Source organism: Robertmurraya sp. FSL W8-0741 (genome assembly GCF_038004005.1).
Classification (GTDB): domain Bacteria; phylum Bacillota; class Bacilli; order Bacillales; family Cytobacillaceae; genus Robertmurraya; species Robertmurraya siralis.
This window is the reverse complement of record NZ_JBBOQG010000001.1, coordinates 4,023,628-4,040,627: the sequence shown is the minus strand read 5'-3', so window position 1 is coordinate 4,040,627 and position 17,000 is coordinate 4,023,628. Positions and strand designations below refer to the sequence as shown.

14 protein-coding genes are annotated in these 17,000 nt (G+C 39.5%); 13 read left to right on the top strand and 1 reads right to left on the bottom strand.

The features are described 5' to 3' along the window. The first annotated feature begins 238 nt into the window (after window positions 1–238). From NST02_RS19695 to NST02_RS19680, 4 genes are all read left to right on the top strand, one after another. Entirely contained in the window at window positions 239–1,660 is a 1,422-nt protein-coding gene (locus tag NST02_RS19695; RefSeq protein WP_340949626.1) for a PTS transporter subunit EIIC, read from the top strand. Between the two features lie 364 nt (window positions 1,661–2,024). Continuing rightward, on the top strand, window positions 2,025–3,473 hold the full coding sequence (locus NST02_RS19690) for a M81 family metallopeptidase (protein ID WP_340949625.1): 1,449 nt from the start codon (window positions 2,025–2,027) through the stop codon (window positions 3,471–3,473). A gap of 17 nt (window positions 3,474–3,490) precedes the next feature. Beyond that, window positions 3,491–3,994, top strand: coding sequence for a PTS sugar transporter subunit IIA (locus NST02_RS19685; RefSeq protein ID WP_212933866.1), 504 nt, complete (start codon window positions 3,491–3,493; stop codon window positions 3,992–3,994). Between the two features lie 218 nt (window positions 3,995–4,212). Beyond that, complete coding sequence (locus NST02_RS19680; RefSeq protein ID WP_212933867.1) at window positions 4,213–5,619, top strand: M24 family metallopeptidase; 1,407 nt, start codon at window positions 4,213–4,215, stop codon at window positions 5,617–5,619. 256 nt (window positions 5,620–5,875) lie between these two features. Here the strand turns inward: NST02_RS19680 and NST02_RS19675 are convergent, their stop codons facing one another. Next, the gene (locus NST02_RS19675; RefSeq protein WP_212933868.1) at window positions 5,876–6,661 is read right to left on the bottom strand and encodes a MurR/RpiR family transcriptional regulator; all 786 of its coding nucleotides are present in this window, start codon (window positions 6,659–6,661) and stop codon (window positions 5,876–5,878) included. Between the two features lie 330 nt (window positions 6,662–6,991). Here NST02_RS19675 and NST02_RS19670 point away from each other — a divergent pair, with 330 nt between their 5' ends. The 9 genes from NST02_RS19670 to NST02_RS19630 all read left to right on the top strand — a co-directional run bounded on the left by NST02_RS19670 (window position 6,992) and on the right by NST02_RS19630 (window position 16,995). Continuing rightward, window positions 6,992–8,170 (top strand): AraC family transcriptional regulator, encoded by a 1,179-nt coding sequence (locus tag NST02_RS19670; RefSeq protein WP_340949624.1) that lies wholly within the window; start codon window positions 6,992–6,994, stop codon window positions 8,168–8,170. A gap of 233 nt (window positions 8,171–8,403) precedes the next feature. Then, the gene (locus tag NST02_RS19665) at window positions 8,404–9,414 is read left to right on the top strand and encodes an ABC transporter substrate-binding protein (protein ID WP_340949623.1); all 1,011 of its coding nucleotides are present in this window, start codon (window positions 8,404–8,406) and stop codon (window positions 9,412–9,414) included. A 28-nt stretch (window positions 9,415–9,442) separates the two neighbouring features. After that, entirely contained in the window at window positions 9,443–10,468 is a 1,026-nt protein-coding gene (locus NST02_RS19660; protein WP_212933871.1) for a FecCD family ABC transporter permease, read from the top strand. After that, window positions 10,465–11,502 carry a FecCD family ABC transporter permease gene (locus NST02_RS19655; RefSeq protein ID WP_212933872.1) on the top strand — a complete coding sequence of 346 codons (1,038 nt, stop codon included), beginning with the start codon at window positions 10,465–10,467 and terminating at the stop codon, window positions 11,500–11,502. The genes NST02_RS19660 and NST02_RS19655 overlap by 4 nt, the downstream gene beginning before the upstream one ends. A 14-nt stretch (window positions 11,503–11,516) precedes the next feature. Then, a complete protein-coding gene (locus tag NST02_RS19650; protein WP_340950032.1) occupies window positions 11,517–12,329 on the top strand; it encodes an ABC transporter ATP-binding protein in 813 nt (270 codons plus the stop codon). Between the two features lie 11 nt (window positions 12,330–12,340). Continuing rightward, window positions 12,341–13,150 (top strand): IucA/IucC family C-terminal-domain containing protein, encoded by an 810-nt coding sequence (locus NST02_RS19645; RefSeq protein WP_137744100.1) that lies wholly within the window; start codon window positions 12,341–12,343, stop codon window positions 13,148–13,150. 519 nt (window positions 13,151–13,669) lie between these two features. Continuing rightward, a complete protein-coding gene (locus NST02_RS19640) occupies window positions 13,670–15,520 on the top strand; it encodes a BglG family transcription antiterminator (protein ID WP_212933874.1) in 1,851 nt (616 codons plus the stop codon). 4 nt (window positions 15,521–15,524) lie between these two features. Continuing rightward, complete coding sequence (locus NST02_RS19635; protein ID WP_137744102.1) at window positions 15,525–16,694, top strand: amidohydrolase/deacetylase family metallohydrolase; 1,170 nt, start codon at window positions 15,525–15,527, stop codon at window positions 16,692–16,694. Next, window positions 16,669–16,995, top strand: coding sequence for a PRD domain-containing protein (locus tag NST02_RS19630; RefSeq protein ID WP_170211328.1), 327 nt, complete (start codon window positions 16,669–16,671; stop codon window positions 16,993–16,995). Before NST02_RS19635 ends, NST02_RS19630 begins: the two co-directional genes overlap by 26 nt. The last annotated feature ends 5 nt before the right edge of the window (window positions 16,996–17,000 follow it).

The window sequence follows — 17,000 nt, the reverse complement described above, 5'->3', positions numbered from 1 at the left end:
AGCAAGGTTATTTTTTCTTAAAACTATGTTAATTTTAGAGAATTTATGAATAAAAACGATTTTCATAATGAACAACTGCTAATTGAAAAGCGAACGATATTTATCCGCACTACTTCTTAGTATCCTTTAAAGTCAAATGAATGTTCGTTTTGTAACTCGAATTTATGAAAATGGATTCTGATAGATATGTAAAAACCACCGAAAGCGATAGAAATTAGGTTGAATTGGAGGGAAAATAATGAAATACGTTAATATGTCAAAACAAGTGCTTGAACACATTGGTGGAGTTGAAAACTTAAATCATGTTGAACACTGCGCAACTAGACTTCGCTTACATTACAATAGTAAAAAACTTGTGAATGAAGAGGCGTTAAAAGGAATTGAAAATGTCGTCGGTATTGTAAGCAAAGCTGGACAAGTTCAGGTCATTATTGGACCGAATGTTAATGAAGCATATAACGATTTCTTAGATGTATCTGGATGGAAAGAGGAACAGCACAGTGGGGCAGGTTCGGGAGCAGAAGAACCTGAAGAGAAGAAAGCGATGTATTATGTAAACAAATTTGGTAGTTTCATGGCAACAATCTTCATGCCAATTGTCCCGGCCCTCATTACAGGAGGGATCATCCTAGCACTTAGAAACCTGTTGATTAACTACTTTGGTGTTGATATGGAATCCGGAACTGCAGTCATTTTAAATGCCATATTCAGCGCTGCATTCACCTTCCTGCCAGTTTACATCGGTTTCACAATGGCAAAACGTTTAAAAATGGAACCGATTATGGGGGCATTCTTAGGAGCCCTTCTGGTTAGTTCAAATATTAGTGGTGTTGAGGGACTAGATTTCTTAGGAATTTCAATACCCGTGGTTGACTATTCAAGCAGTGTCTTACCTATTATGCTTGGCGTAGGGCTTATGTATTTTGTCGATAAATTCTTCCAAAAATATATACCTGAAACAGTAAAATACTTCTTGAAACCTTTATTTACCATGATAGTTGTTGTTCCTATTACATTGATTGCTTTAGGTCCTATAGGAACCGTTTTAAGTGATTATGTGGGGATTGGAGTCACTAATCTGATGGATAACATTGGTGGAGTGGCGATGCCGATTCTTGCGGCACTTTACCCTTACATGGTTATGTTAGGGCTGGACAAAGCAATCATGCCAATTGGATTTAACAGTGTTGCATCAATTGGATATGACCCGGTTGTTATGGTTATGGGATTCATCTCTAACTTATGTATCGGCGGAACTGCTTTGGCAGTAGCTACTTCAATTAAAAATGACAAAAGCAAGAAAGGCATGATCGCTTCTTTTGGTGTGACTGCACTTTGTGGGGTTACAGAACCCGCTTTCTACGGTGCGCTAATCATGAGGCCAAAAGTATTGATCGGAACGGCAATCGGAGCTGTAAGTGCAGGGTTAGTTGCTGGAATTTTTGGATTAGTGAGTTATGTCATGGGAGGATGTCCCGGCTTACTAACAGCTTTGTTTTTTATTGATAATGATGGCGGCTTTGGAAATCTAATTTTAGCAGGAATTGTTGCAATTTTGGCAATTGTAGTATCCTTTGTTGCAAGCAAGATCATTTTATCTAAAACAGAAACAAATAAGAATTCAAATTCAGAGACAGAAATAAAAGAAGTGATTTCATAAAGGTGAATTAAATTCTAGGATCATCTCCTTAAGGTGAATTTTTCGTCATGAGTACAGGAAAGGAATTTGAACGGAGTTCCCTTTTAATTGTCAATAAAGAAATACATTTTAATAGATAGCAATGTTAGATAATCCCTGTTGATTTTGGCTCATTTCGTTAGAAACCAGGTTTTAACGTCTTGTCAGCTATGCTAAAAAGATGGACTGATGCGATGAACCGCTAGAAGGTTACTTTTCTCTTCATTTTATCGAGTCAGAGCTAAATGAGCCAAAAAAGTATGAGCAAAATCTTGCTTAACACAGTTTAATAGAAATAATCAGATAGGAAGAGCTTTCGACTATCAAAAGTTACGAGGTGTAAAAAATGAAGGTAATGATTGCCCAATTTATTATTGAATCAAATGCTAACATCCCATATAAAAGCAACTTGGAGGATTTTAATCTTTTATTTGGCGAGGATTGTATTCGGGAAATGAAATGTAAAGATGTGTTTGCAAAAGATGGAGTCGAAATCATCCCTTCCATTTATGCAAATGCAAATGCTGGCGGTGTTCTTGAGAAACCAGCATTTGATTACATTGAAAAGAGAATCTTGGAAGATGTGAAAAAACATCTTCATGAAATTGATGGTATTTTCCTCCACCTACATGGAGCAAGCGAGGTTGAAGATTTGGATGGTGGCTCAGGGGATCACCACATATTGAAGATGATTCGCAAATTAGTTGGTCCTTACTTACCAATTGCGGTGGTTTGTGATCCCCATGGAAACTTATCCCAAGAATATGTGGAAAGCACAACGCTGATTCGCAGTTATCGACATTCCCCACATACAGACATTCCGGAAACAATAGAGTTTGTTTGTGAAAAGCTAATTGCATTGTTAAAAAATCGACAAAATATTACACCTGTATATCGTAAATTGCCTATGATTTTGGGTGGGGAACAGAGTGTTTCAGCTGATGAACCTGTAAAATCCATCAATAAATATATGGATGAATTGGAGGAAGATCCGAGTATCCTCAGCTGTTCATGGCATGTAGGCTACCTGCGTCATGATACGGATGTTGCCGGCTGTGGTATTGTGGTTATCCCGGCAACAGGTGATGATCAAGAATACGCAAAAGAAATTGCAGATAAACTGGCAGAATATATATGGAATAAACGTTATGAGTTCCACTATACCGGGTTAACTGCACAGCCTGATGAGGCGATGAAAATGGCTATAGAATTTGAAGATAAACCAGTGTTTATTACCGATTCTGGTGACAATGTCACATCCGGGTCTGTGGGATGCAATACATTTATATTGCGTCAAGTATTAGAACTGAATAATACCAATGGCAAGAGATTTTTGTTTGCCAGTATCAATGATGCAGAAACATTAAATGAGTTGGCTAAATGTGAAGTAGGTGAGGCAACAGCCATTTCTTTAGGGATGAATTTGGATGAATTATCCGCCAAAGTAGATTTAGATGTTGTAGTCAAAACGAAAGGATATTTGGCTGGTTATGCTTACACAAGTGAAGGTGATTTTGGAGCCTGCATCACGATTACTGTTAAAGATAAACCAATTGATATTATCGTTTCAGGAAACAATCATCCTTTTGTGGAATTACATCAGTTTGATGCTGCTGGTCTTGATTATAAAGACTATGACATTATCGTTGTAAAACAGGGATATATTTTTCCTGAATTAAAAGCAGCGGGTAAATTAAATGTCATGTCATTAACCAAAGGAGCAACGCTGCAGGACACATCAAAACTGCCATTCAAACGCATTATGCGCCCGATGTTTCCTATTGATAATATTTAACAAAGGAAATGGTGACTATGTTTAAAAATATGTTTAGTAAAAAGGCTGAATTAACAAAAACGATTGAATTAAAAGCATTTGTAACAGGTAATGTAATGAAAATAGAAGATATCCCTGATCCTGTTTTTGCAGAAAAAATGATGGGGGATGGCATTGCCATTGTGCCTGCTGAAGGGAGTATATTTTCTCCGGTGAATGGAGATATCATGCATGTGTTTCCTACAAAACATGCCATCAGCATTAAAACTGCAAATGGTGCTGAACTTTTAATCCATATTGGATTAGAAACCGTTTCTATGAATGGTGAGGGATTTACTGTGCATGTTACAGAAGGAAAAACAGTGAAGGTTGGAGATGCACTTATCACTGTTGATTTAGATATGGTCAAGAAGCGAGCAAAAAGTACCGTAATACCAATCATTATTACGAATACTAGTGATATGCTGAACATTGATAAGCCAATATTATCAGGAAAAGTTACCGCAGCAAATGACACAATCTTAGCTATTACAGCAAAATAGGTGCAGAATGTTAATGATGTAGTAGTGAGTCAATCATTATTCGCACTTCAACGATCGCATATGATGAAATCGATTCAAAATAGTAGAATCTACCTGATGTATGATAAATAAAATGTTTTAGATGTAAAGTTTAGTGGTGTGTGATATATATCTTTGTTTCTTATCAATCAGCCATTGGAAATTTACTTATAAGGCAAATGGAGAAAGGAAATATATAAATGAAGTATAATTCTAGAAATGCACAGTTGAGAGAAATCGAAGCTCCAATTCCTGATTGCAGTGGAAAACCGATATTAGTCGATGATGAAACGATACAAGCTAGATATGAAAAGGTACTGCAAGAAATGAGACTTGACGGGCTGGATGCATTGTTGGTATATGCAGACCTTGAACATGGTGGGAATTTTGAATACTTGATAGGATTTGTACCTAGATTTGAAGAAGCATTATTGGTTCTTCATTCAAATGGGAGTGCCTTTCTAATTTTGGGAAATGAAAACTATAATAAGACACAATATTCAAGAATTCCAGTTCAAGGAATTCATTGTCCACACTTTTCCCTGCCTAATCAGCCTATGGAGCCTAATAAACCATTTTCAAGCGTTTTTCTTGAGGCAGGAATACGGGAATCGATGAAAATCGGGTTAGTGGGATGGAAGCATTTTACAAGTAAGGTTGAGGATAATCGTCATTTTTTTGATATTCCTGCTTTTATTGTGGATACTGTCAGAGAGATTGTTGGAAATGACGGTTCCCTTACTAACAGGACAGACCTTTTCATAGCTGGAAACCGTGGGGTACGGAGGGTGAATAATGCAAATGAAATTGCACATTACGAATTTGGAGCATCACTGGCTTCAGATTGTATCCTACGTACTATGAACAAACTAGATGTCGGTGTTTCCGAAGTTGAATTAGGAAAAGAATTGAATGATTTAGGTCAAAGAAATAACGTAGTTACGATCGCATCAACAGGTAAAAGATTTGAAAACGGCAATTTATATCCAACCGCTAAAAAAGTGAGACGGGGTGATGCAATCTCCCTAACGGTAGGATATAAAGGGGGATTGTCCAGTAGAGCTGGCTATGCTGTAATGGATCGTTCCGAGTTGCCAGAAAGCAAAAAAAAATATGTAGAAGACTTGGCAGCACCATATTACACAGCTATTGTAGCGTGGCTTGAGAATATCCGAATCGGCATGTCCGGTGGAGAAATGTATAATTTTATTAATTCCGTCCTTCCTAAAGAAGTATATCATTGGGAGCTATGCCCAGGGCATTTGACAGCTGATGAAGAGTGGCTGGCATCTCCGATTTACGAGAACTCAGATGAAATGATTAAAAGCGGAATGATTTTTCAAACGGATGTTATTCCGCGTGTCGCTGGATATGATGGAGTATCAACTGAAAGTACCATAACACTGGCTGATGATGCCCTAAAACAGGAAATAAGAGAAAAGTATCCGGAGCTTTGGGTGAGGATAAGTAAAAGAAAGGAATACCTAACGGATATTCTCGGAATTAAATTGAGTAATGATGTTTTACCATTATGCAGTACCGTTGCTTATCTCAGACCATACCTTTTAAATAAAAAGCTTGCATTTTGCTACGACCATAGTAATTGAATTTAGAGATTTTACGAATGTAACAAAATAATATATATAAAACTAAAAGACCTCCTTGTAGCTGAATCATTTTCATCTATTCAAGGAGGTTTTACTATTCATTAAGCGAGTCGATTTCACAATGTACGAAGGTAAATTAAAAAACGAACAATTCTAGCATTATTCATTTGAACCCACTCTAAAATTCTAATATTTTTATTGTTTAGCGTTAAATTTATTCGTTTTTTAAGTTGAGAAGCACAATTTTGAAATTGATTCAAGCATATAAAAATAAATATTGCATGGAGATCAAGTCCAGTATATAGGTAATACCATATTTTCCATAAATGCTTAGATAGTCATTTGAAATACTATTTTTACTTATATAAAATACACTTTCATAAGCATTTTTTAGATTTTGCTCCTGATTTCCTGTTATTAAGAATTTATGACCTTTTAAACTTTTAACAAAATCCAATGATAATTCTGCAAATTTCCCTGATGCTGACACAGTGATAATGATGTCTTCATCATTTAAATCTTTTAAGACTTTATTAGTAGTAAATGAAGTTGATATAACATGAATAACTTTAGATGCAAACATTAATTCTTGTTGAAACTTTATGATCGTGCCGCTAGTATTATTCGCACATAAAAGTACTACTTTTACATCTTTATGAATTAACTGGCACAAATAATTGATGTCTTCAAAATTTAATTGTTTATCTATATCTAAAATCATGTCATCAATTAGGTTTTTTATATGGTGTTGATAGCTGGAATATTCTTTAATGTCTCTAAATCTTAAATTACTTGGGAATACTAGTTTATTCACAGACTTTTTTAATTCACTAAAATTAGAGTATCCCAATTGTTCACAGAATCTTCTAATCGCTGATCTGGATGTAAAGCATTCATCTGTTATCTCTGAAATACTCATACTGGAAATTCTATATAGATTTTTTAAAATATATTCTGCTAAAACATATTCGATATTAGCAGATTTCCCTGAATTTATTATTGAGGATAAAGAGTTTAACAGTCCGAGGTCGTTCATTTTCATATGTGATTCCCCCCTATATTATTACTTCAATTGAATTGCTCAGCATTGCTGTCCTTTTCTATATCATTCTAATCATTTCCTATATTATAACTCAGCCGCGCTCCAATATAGTATTTGATGATTAATGGCAAACGATGCCAACGCACCAAAGTTTATGGAAATCAGCTTTTCATATACCATTTTTATTCCAAGTACTCCGACGGTTACAAGGGTATATTCAGGTTGCCGATGCTTAGTTTATTTCATCTTGCATATGTACAGTTAATTTTATAAAATGATACTGATAATCATTATCAAATAAAATGCTTATATGAGGAGAGGTAGGCGTCCATGAGCGATCAAGCAAATTGCGATGAAATGACAAGGAATGGTGCAGATTGTAATACGTTAGCTGATCGACTTCAGGCAACCATTGACTTTATGGAGGAGCATTATAGTGAAGCAATAACAAGAGAGCAATTAGCGGCGATTGCCGGACTGCATCCAGATTATTATACTAGAGTTTTTAAGAGACATTTTGCTTGTAGTCCAATACGTTACCTGACCAAGGTGCGAATTCGGCATGCCAAAAGTCGTCTGTTAAACGGGACAGAGCCTGCAAAAATGATTGCCTACTCTCTTGGTTTTAGCGATGAATTTTATTTTAGCCGCAAATTTAAATCACAGGTTGGTTTGGCGCCTTCTCTGTATGTCAAACGTTTACGGAACACCGAAAAAATCGCCTCCTTAAATCATCTTACGACGGGTCATTTGTTAGCGCTCGGTATAACGCCATATGCGGCTGTCCTTAATCGTGCATTTCAATTAGAAGACAAGCTGAGCCAGGTATTACCGATTGGCTATTTTAATCCGGAAATGGAAAAGTTGATGAATGCAAAGCCAGAGATCATTGTTACAAGAGGAAATCGCGAAGAGGAGCTGTCTTTGCGTTTACGACAATTAAATCAGATTGCTCCGACGCTCAAGCTGGACTTTGAGCAGGATTGGCGCCAACATTTTCAGGAAATCGCTCGTGCTATTAATAAACAGCGTGAAGCTGCTGATTGGATGGGGCATTATGAGGAAAAGGTACTGCAAATGAGCTGCTCGATTCGCAAGAGGATTGGATCAGAACGTATTTTGCTTCTTGGCATAAATGCGGCTGGCGAATTGTACATCTATGGTCAACGCAATCTTGGCTCTGTGCTTTATCAAGATCTAGGATTGGAGATACCTGAAGGTGTAAAAAACATTTCGCATTATCAGCAGGTGTCCCTTCGTCAATTAGCAACTTATGAGGCAGAACGTATTTTGCTGATGAGCTTCCAATATGATGGAAAGTCATTAACGAAGCTTAAGCTTGCAAAAGAGGTTGAAAGATTATTCGCAAGAGCACAATGGAAACAATTGCCTGCAGTACGGCAAGGAAAGGTATTCAACTTGATTGGCAGCGGTCATTTATATACGAGCTACAATCCATGGTCCCATAATCTGTTGCTAGATATCGTAAAACAGAGTATTACATCTTAACTATAATTTTTAATTTTTTGTTATCCCTTTTGTCATCCTGCCCATTTGTTGCTTCGGCATAAGTTGGCGGGATTTTTTTGCACAAAAAAGTTCTGGAATATGCAGTATAGCGCAGCATAATGTCAGAAATGTTCATGTATTTGAGCTTGACTATGTTTTATCATTAATAATGATTCTCGTTATCATTTGTTTTAATGAGAGAGAAATTAATTAACAAAGGGAGAGTTACAAAAATGCAAAAAATAGGAACGATATTTATTGTGCTGCTAACCATAATCATGCTTGCCGCTTGCGGAGGAGAGCAAACGAGTACATCCAATAATCAGCAAGAAAAGGGAGAGCAAACAACGGCTGTTAGTCAGGTAGAAGCTACTGAACAAAGTGGTTCACAGGATGGACAGGTTCGCACAATCACTCATGCAATGGGTGCAACCGATATCCAAGGAACACCACAGGGTGCTGTCACATTATTTCAGGGGGCAACAGATGCCGCATTGGCGCTCGGTGTCAAGCCGATTGCTGCCGTTGAATCATGGATTGAACAGCCTTGGTATGAGTACATTCGCGATCAAATGGACGGAGTTGTAAACTTGGGTGATGAAAATCAGCCTGATTTGGAGAAAATTGCTGAACTGAAGCCAGATGTCATTATCGCTTCAAAAACGAGACATGAAAAAATAAGTGAGCAGCTTTCAGCAATTGCTCCGACTGTGATGACCGAGGAGGTTCATATTTGGAAAGATACGCTGCACCTGACGGCAGAAGCACTTAACAAGCAGGAAGAAGAGGCAAGCTTCCTCCAGCAATGGGATGAGAAGGTTGCTGATTTTAAGAAGCAAGTGGGAGAACGTTTGAATGACACGGAGGTTGCTGTGATTGATTTTCGTACTGATCATGTCAGAATTGTTTATACCGGATTTGCCGCTCTAGTATTGGACGAACTTGGTATTCCTCGTCCCGAGAATCAAAAGGGAGAGTCTTGGGGCGTAAAACTGACGACGAAGGAAAATATCCCTTCAATGGATGCGGATATACTATTTGATCAGACGAGTACATCCCGCGATGATGGAAGATTGGATTTACGTGCATCATGGATGGAGCACCCACTTTGGCAAAATTTACGTGCCGTAAAAAATAACAGGGTATATGAAGTTGATACGGCAGTTTGGAATAACGGTTCGGGTCCAATAGCCGCTACTTTAATGCTTGAAGATTTATATGAATATTTTGAACTAGAAAAATAAGGATTTTCTTTGGAGTGGAGGAGAAGTTGTGATTCCGTTTCTGAATCGGTCAATCACGCGGTGGGCAGGCTTGCTGTTCTGTGGCATCCTGCTTACCGTTTCATTTGGTTTGAATCTAAAGCTCGGTACCACCCAAATTACTTGGCCAGCCGTTTGGGATGCCGTGTTTCATTACGATAACACAGTGATAGAGCAAATGATTGTTCGTACAACGAGACTGCCACGGGCGATTATTGCATTGCTTGTTGGGGCTGCTTTAGCTGTGGCAGGTGCACTTATGCAGGGACTGACACGCAATCCGCTCGCCTCGCCGAGCATTTTTGGGATCAATGCAGGCGCGGTTTTTTTTATTGTGCTGGCGCTTAATTTTTTGCAGATCAATTCGATGAGCGCGCTAATTTGGATCGCCTTTCTTGGAGCTGCAGTTGCGGCAGTGACTGTTTTTAGCCTCGGTTCCCTCGGTCGCGATGGCATGACGCCAGTAAAAATCGTGCTTGCAGGAGCTGCGGCTACTGCTTTGTTTTCATCGTTTACCCAAGGGATGCTCGTACTTAATGAATCGGGCCTGCAGGACGTGCTTTTTTGGATGGCCGGCTCGATCGCCGGAAGAGAGCTTCAGCATTTGCAAATTGTGTTCCCATACTTGCTTGTTGCGTTCTTTGTGGCGCAGTTACTGGCGCGACCGTTAACGATTCTGAATTCCGGCGATGATATTGCTAAAGGACTTGGCCAAAAAACGGTGCTCGTTAAAGGAACAACCGCAGCCGTGATTGTGGCACTGGCTGGTAGCGCCGTTTCGGTCGCTGGATCGATCGGTTTTGTTGGTTTAGTTATGCCCCATATTGCCCGCTTTTTGTCAGGGGTTGATTATCGCTGGGTTATTCCCTACAGTGCCTTTCTTGGTGCGATTTTATTGTTGCTTGCTGATATAGCAGTTCGTTATATTGTGATGCCGGGGGAGGTTCCAATCGGGATTATGACCGCATTGATTGGGGCACCTTTCTTTGTCTACATAGCTAGAAAAGGATTGCGCTCAAGGGAGGAAGGACCATGAACGAGAGAGTCTATCGAAGCAAGCGAGAGAAGGTAAGTTTTCTCATCCATTTGAGAGAGCTAAAGGTGATAGCGGCGCTTATCTTGCTGCTTCTTGTTAGTTTTCTCATCGGTTTAAGTGCTGGCGGCAAATGGTTATCTCTTGAAGAACTTTCCCGTGTAGCAACTGGCTTAGCAAATGCTGAAATGAATCTTGTCGTACTTGAACTTAGACTACCGCGTATTATCGTAGCGATGCTTGCAGGAGCTTCACTCAGTGTGGCAGGTGCCATCTTACAAGGAATCATTAGAAACCCGCTCGCTTCGCCTGATATAATAGGAATTTCTGGAGGAGGATCGCTGGCGGCAATTGCTTATATTACCTTGTTTTCTGGCAAAGCGAGCATTCATTTTCTACCGATTGCTGCCTTTTGTGGCGCTGGATTAATTTCGCTGGTTATCTATATGCTTGCTTGGAAAAAAGGAATCAGTCCCGTGCGTTTAATCCTAATCGGCATCGGGATTTCGGCAATAACAGGAGCGCTGACGATGCTCATGATTACATTAAGTCCAAATGCTTCGGCGAGCCAGGCCTATATTTGGATGACAGGAAGTATTTACGGCTCTTCTTGGGTCAATGTCCTTTCGTTATTGCCGTGGTCATTTGTTTTTATTCCCCTGGCATTTATGTACAGCAGACACTTGAGACTACAAGAGCTAGGAGACGATGTGGCGACAGCACTTGGTTCATCTGTACAGCAACAGCGAGCGGTACTGCTTGTTATTAGTGTGGCTTTAGCAGGATCATCGGTTGCGGTAGCAGGGGCAGTAGGATTTGTCGGACTGATTGGACCGCATTTAGCTCGTAAGCTTACTGGAGCATCGAACGGCAGCTTAATGGTAGCTTCAGCGTTAACGGGTGCACTCATTGTATTGTTGGCAGATACTTTGGCCAGAACAGTATTTTTGCCGAAGGACATACCAGTGGGCGTGTTCACCGCCGCAGTTGGTGCCCCTTTCTTTATTTATTTGTTGTTTCGCAATCGTAACAATTAAGGAGGCTGTACATGATGACGATGTTGGAAACAAGGACGTTAACACTTTCCTACGGGCAATCCCCTATTATTAATGAGCTGGATTTAAAAATTCCACCTCAGAAAATTACGGTTTTTGTTGGACGGAACGGATGCGGTAAATCAACTCTGCTAAGAGCAATAAGCCGTTTATTAAAACCAGACGGAGGCGCAGTCTTATTGGATGGAAAAGCAATATCGAAGTGGTCAACAAAGGAGGTGGCTCAGCAGCTAGCGATTTTGCCGCAAGCACCTCTTGCTCCGGAAGGGCTTACTGTAAAAGAGCTTGTCCGTCAAGGCCGGTATCCTCACCAAAGTTTGTTGTCGCAATGGACGAGAGAGGATGAGCGCTTAGTGAAAAAAGCGTTAGCTGATACCGGCATGAGCGAGCTGACGGATCGCTCAGTGGATTCCTTGTCAGGGGGACAACGACAACGGGCTTGGATCGCCATGATTCTTGCGCAGAATACGAATATATTATTGCTTGATGAACCGACAACTTATCTGGATATGGCTCATCAAGTTGAAATTCTTGATTTGTTGTATGAATTGAATTTACGGGATCGTTGCACAATTGTTATGGTGTTGCATGATTTGAATCTTGCTTGTCGCTATGCTCATCATATTGTCGCTTTAGCAGATCAAACCGTTGTCGCTGAAGGTCCACCGGAAAAAGTAATGACGCTTAACACGGTAGAGGCTGTATTTGATATGAAGTGTGAGCTGTTGCGCGATCCAATTTTTGGAACTCCGCTTTTTCTACCTTATGGCAAAGGACGTCATCTGTCGCATTCTATGAGTGGGAGCTGAGGAGGAACGTGATGTCAAATAATCTACTGACCAAACAGGAGTGCGATGAATTGGCCAGTCGTTTTCAGCTTATGGTAGAAAAGAAATCGGCTAGCTGCTTGGAACTCATGAAACAAACTCCTTCATCAAACCGACTTATATGCATAGAGGAATTATTGGAGCAAGAACACTGTACTCAATATTTGCAGTACTTATGTGCAGTTACCGGAGCGCCATCGCTTGCTGTCGCAGCCTCACAATTTGCAAAACGTTACGCAGCGCTTTTAGTTGTGCCAGCTCTATATGCAATGAGCGTCTATGACAAGGCGCTCGATATTTCATTGAAGCATGTGTGGCTTTATAATAATCAGCAGCAGAACTGGAAGCCGAGTCTTATATTGCAAACAAGTAATTTTACTCCTGCAATTGGCAACTCAGTTGAGGAACGGAGGGACTGGTATTTTTGTTCGCTCTCTCAGCTTTTTTTATTACATCTTGCTCCATTGTGGAGGAGTTTGTCATTGGCATCTTCTGTGCCACCTATTATCTTGTGGGAAAATACAGCAGTGCGCATTTATTCGTTATTTGAGAAAAAAATCGCTGAGCTTGAGCTGCCTAACTGTAAAAAGGAACAAGCGCAGGCCGATTATGCTGCACTACTTGCACTAAGTGACGGAGCTAATTTTGGAGAAGCTTATAACCCGGTGGCACGCTTTCATACTCCGCTGAGGCAGAGGAATGATAATAATGGAGCCACGAGAATGCGTCATACGTGCTGCTTTTACTATTTAACAACAGGGTTGCCTAAATATTGTGAAGTTTGTCCGCGCTCAATGAATTGAAAGTAAGAAGGAATGCTGATGCTGTGAACCTTGTTTTTATACAAAACAATCCCTAAATTAAAGACTATTAGCTTCTGTGGTCAGCTATAATACTTTTTTAAATGAAAGTGCTTTGCTAAACCGCATTTTGACCCAATCGTGTAAAGCTCTGGTTTCACACGTCTTTCAATTATGCTCTGTAAGGTTGAAGTAAAGATAACACCGACATATAACAAAGCCTGTGAAAACATTAAACAAATTTCTCGTAATATGAAAACTTAGTACGATTTTGACCAGATTACTAATATTAAATCAAACCTTCTACTGTATCGTAGAAGGTTTTTAAGTTTGGCAGGTATTGGTGATAAGGTTGGCGACAAAACAATATGGAGTTTTTTAAAACGGCTCGAGGGATTGATCCAATATTCAAATTATTTCACTAACGATAGGGAAGTAATTTTGTCTGTTCCCGATTAGAAAATGTCCTTATAATGGAGCTAATAATCGATTATGAAGCACGACTACTAGTAGAGTGGTGAAATGATGCTAAGCGCGAGAGAATTTCAGTTAACGAATAAGCTATTAAATATAAAAGCTCCGATTAGGATTAAAGATTTATCGACGGAGTTTGGAGTCAGTACGCGAACGATCAAGTATGATCTTGAAAATGTACGAAAGTGGTTTAAAATCCAGGGCTTGACCGTAAATTCCCAAACAAGCAAGGGTATTTGGATTCATTGCGATGAACGGAAGCGTGCAGAGCTAAGAAGGGTTTTGAGTCAATTTAAGCGTTTTCAAGTTTATCCGGATCAAGCGATGCGTGTGAAAAGGATTATTCTGTCCTTATTATTAACGAATGGTTATAAGACGGCAGCAGAGCTTTCAGAGTTGCTTCAAGTAAGCAGAAATACAATTTTGAGTGATTTGAACCATGTTGATGAATTTTTAACATCGTCAAATGTTGAATTAGAGCGAAAGCCAAGAATAGGTTACCGGCTGATCGGTAACGAGCTTCAACTGCGACTTGTGCTGGAGCATATTGTTTACAATAGTTTAGATGATTACCAAATTTATAAAATGACTACTCGAATTACAAAACAAGAGCGGCAAATGGAGATTGGTACCGTATTGGAGAGACCACTAAAACAAATTTATGAAACTGCTGAAAAACATATGAGTGGGTTATATTCCCCTTCCTTGGCTCCTTTGCTTCGTCTCTCTGATCTATTAAAGTTTCTGCTGCGCCTTACTTTTTCGGTTGCAAGGTTAAATTTGGGCCATACGATTAACAGCTATCGGGTATTAGAACGCACTCAATATAAAGATGAGCTATCTCTTTTTCTGGTATCTGTGATGGAAAAGCTCTATGCAGAAGTGCAGTTGCCATTGCTTGAGGAAGAGTTTCTATATGTGTCTGGAAATATGGAAAAGGCATCGGAACAAACGGATGTAGTTGGGATCACAAAGAAGATCATTGAATATGTGAGCATCCGGGAAGGAATCGACTATAAAAAAGACCCGAAGCTCTATAGCAATTTGCTGTCACATTTGTCATTAAGGCTTCAAAATGGCTCATTATATTTGAACGAAATAAACCCGATGGAGGACGAAGTGAAAAGAAATCATGCTTCTCTTTTTCAAACCGTTCAAGAGGCATGTCGCAAATTTGTGAAGCAGCATACATTGATTGCCCAAGACTCTTTTAGCTCTTTAATCGTTTTGCACTTTCTCGTTTCCTATGAAAATACATTTAAACCGAAAAAGAAAGTAAAGGTTCTGTATGTATGTTCTACAGGGAGAGGTGTTGCCCGTCTGATCAAAAACAAGGTGGAAAAAGAAATCCCAGCGGTCGATATTGTATCATACTGCTCCCTCCTTGAAGTGGAAGAAATTTGTCAGACTGAAGAGGTAGACTTAATCATCAGTGTTTTTCCCGTTGAAGCTACAGTACCTGTTATTGTGGTCGAACCGCTGCCTGTCAAAAGAGATATTGAGGAAATCCGCAAACAAGTGCGGGCAATGATTGGTTCAGATGGTGATCAAATGAACCAGTTGCTTGAGAACAATGATTTTACGAACAGTGAAGATAGTGAAAGTCTCAGCCAAGAGATTATTTTGAAAGGCTTTGAAGTCGCACACGCATTATTGGAAGCCTTTCCAATTGAAAAAGAAGAAAACTGGAAAAACGCTTTTATGATGCATATTTTTCTAATGGTTCATCGCTATTATTTTGATAAGCAATATGACCAATACTTATATGCCCATTATCAAATGCTCGATAGTGATGAGGAAATGTTCCATCGTGTTCAGCAAATTTTAAAAGAGAAAGACTTACATGTGCACGAGGCTGAGATTATTACAGTGATACAGTACTTGAAAAAATGGAAGTGATGGTATGTGTAAGAGAATCATTATTCAAAATGGCTTAGTTGTCGATCCGGAGAGTTCGACAGTTAGCAAAAAAGAGATTGGCATATTAAACGGTGTCTTTGCCACAGTGGAAGAGGTCAGGGAGCAAGGAGAAGCAGGAATTGAATACATAGATGCAACGGATCACTATGTTGCACCTGGATTTATCGATCTGCATGCGCATGTTTTCAAAGATTACACTGAACTTGGAATTGAACCTGATTTAGTCGGCATTGAGCAAGGTGTTACCACTCTTGTCGATGCAGGTAGTGCAGGATACGATCATTACCACGTCTTTAAGGAGAGCATAATCGAAAAAAGTAGAACAGAAATATTGGCTTTTTTAAATATTTCACGGAAAGGTCTATGTAATGGGCTGTCCGAGCTTGCCAGATTAGAAGAGTTAATGACATTGGAAGAAGCAAAAGAGATATTTCAGAAGGAGAAAAGTCTTGTCGGTTTAAAAGCGCGCATGAGCGGTTCGGTAGTGAAGGATAGCGGAATAAAACCGTTAATCCATGCAAGAGAGCTTGCTGATGCACTTGGTAAACCGATTATGGTGCATATCGGAAACCCTCCACCTAATTTGCAAGAGATTTTTCCGCTTCTTCTAAAGGGAGATATCGTCACCCATGCTTTCCACGGAAAGCAGCATGGCATCTTGAATGAAGCGGGAGAATTGATACCGGAAGCAAGAAGTGCTGTTGACAGAGGTGTGCGTTTTGATGTTGGACATGGTACCTCGAGCTTTAGTTATAAAACGATGCGAAAGTTTAAGGGCAATTATAATCTCCCATTTACAATCAGCACAGATATTTATAAAAAGAACTACTCGAATCCAGTTGGCAGCCTGATGACGACGATGACCAAGCTTCTCGCCTTAGGGTATACATTGCCAGATATTGTCACCGCCGTAACGAAAAGAGCTGCTGATACGCTTCATTTAAAGGAGCAGGGGACTTTTAGGATTGGTTCAATCGCTGATGTGACGATATTTGCCCTTAAAGAAGAAGGAATGTCTACCCTTATTGATTCGGAAGGAGAAGAAATGAGTTATCATCAAGTGCTTACACCATATATCACCATCAAGACTGGAAAGGTGGCATACACGAAGGAAAATGGAAGGCAAAATGCTAGAGTTACACCAGAAAAGTGAAAATCCGCAATTATGTATGGAAGTGATGAAATATACGGAAAGGCTGTTATCGGAAGAAAGGATCAAAATGACAGATGCGCAAATGCTTTCATTATTATCGCATATTTCAGCAATGGTCTATCGTTCCAAGTATAAGGAAATGATTCAGCCAGTTGATAAAAATCTTTTTCAGGAAGTGTCAAAACAATCGATTGAAATGGCAGGAAAGGTGTGCAAGAAATTACCGCACTTGCACGAAGATGAGAAATATCTGCTTTCCATCCATTTTGAAACAGCAAAAATTGAAGGTTCAATGAAATAAGGGGG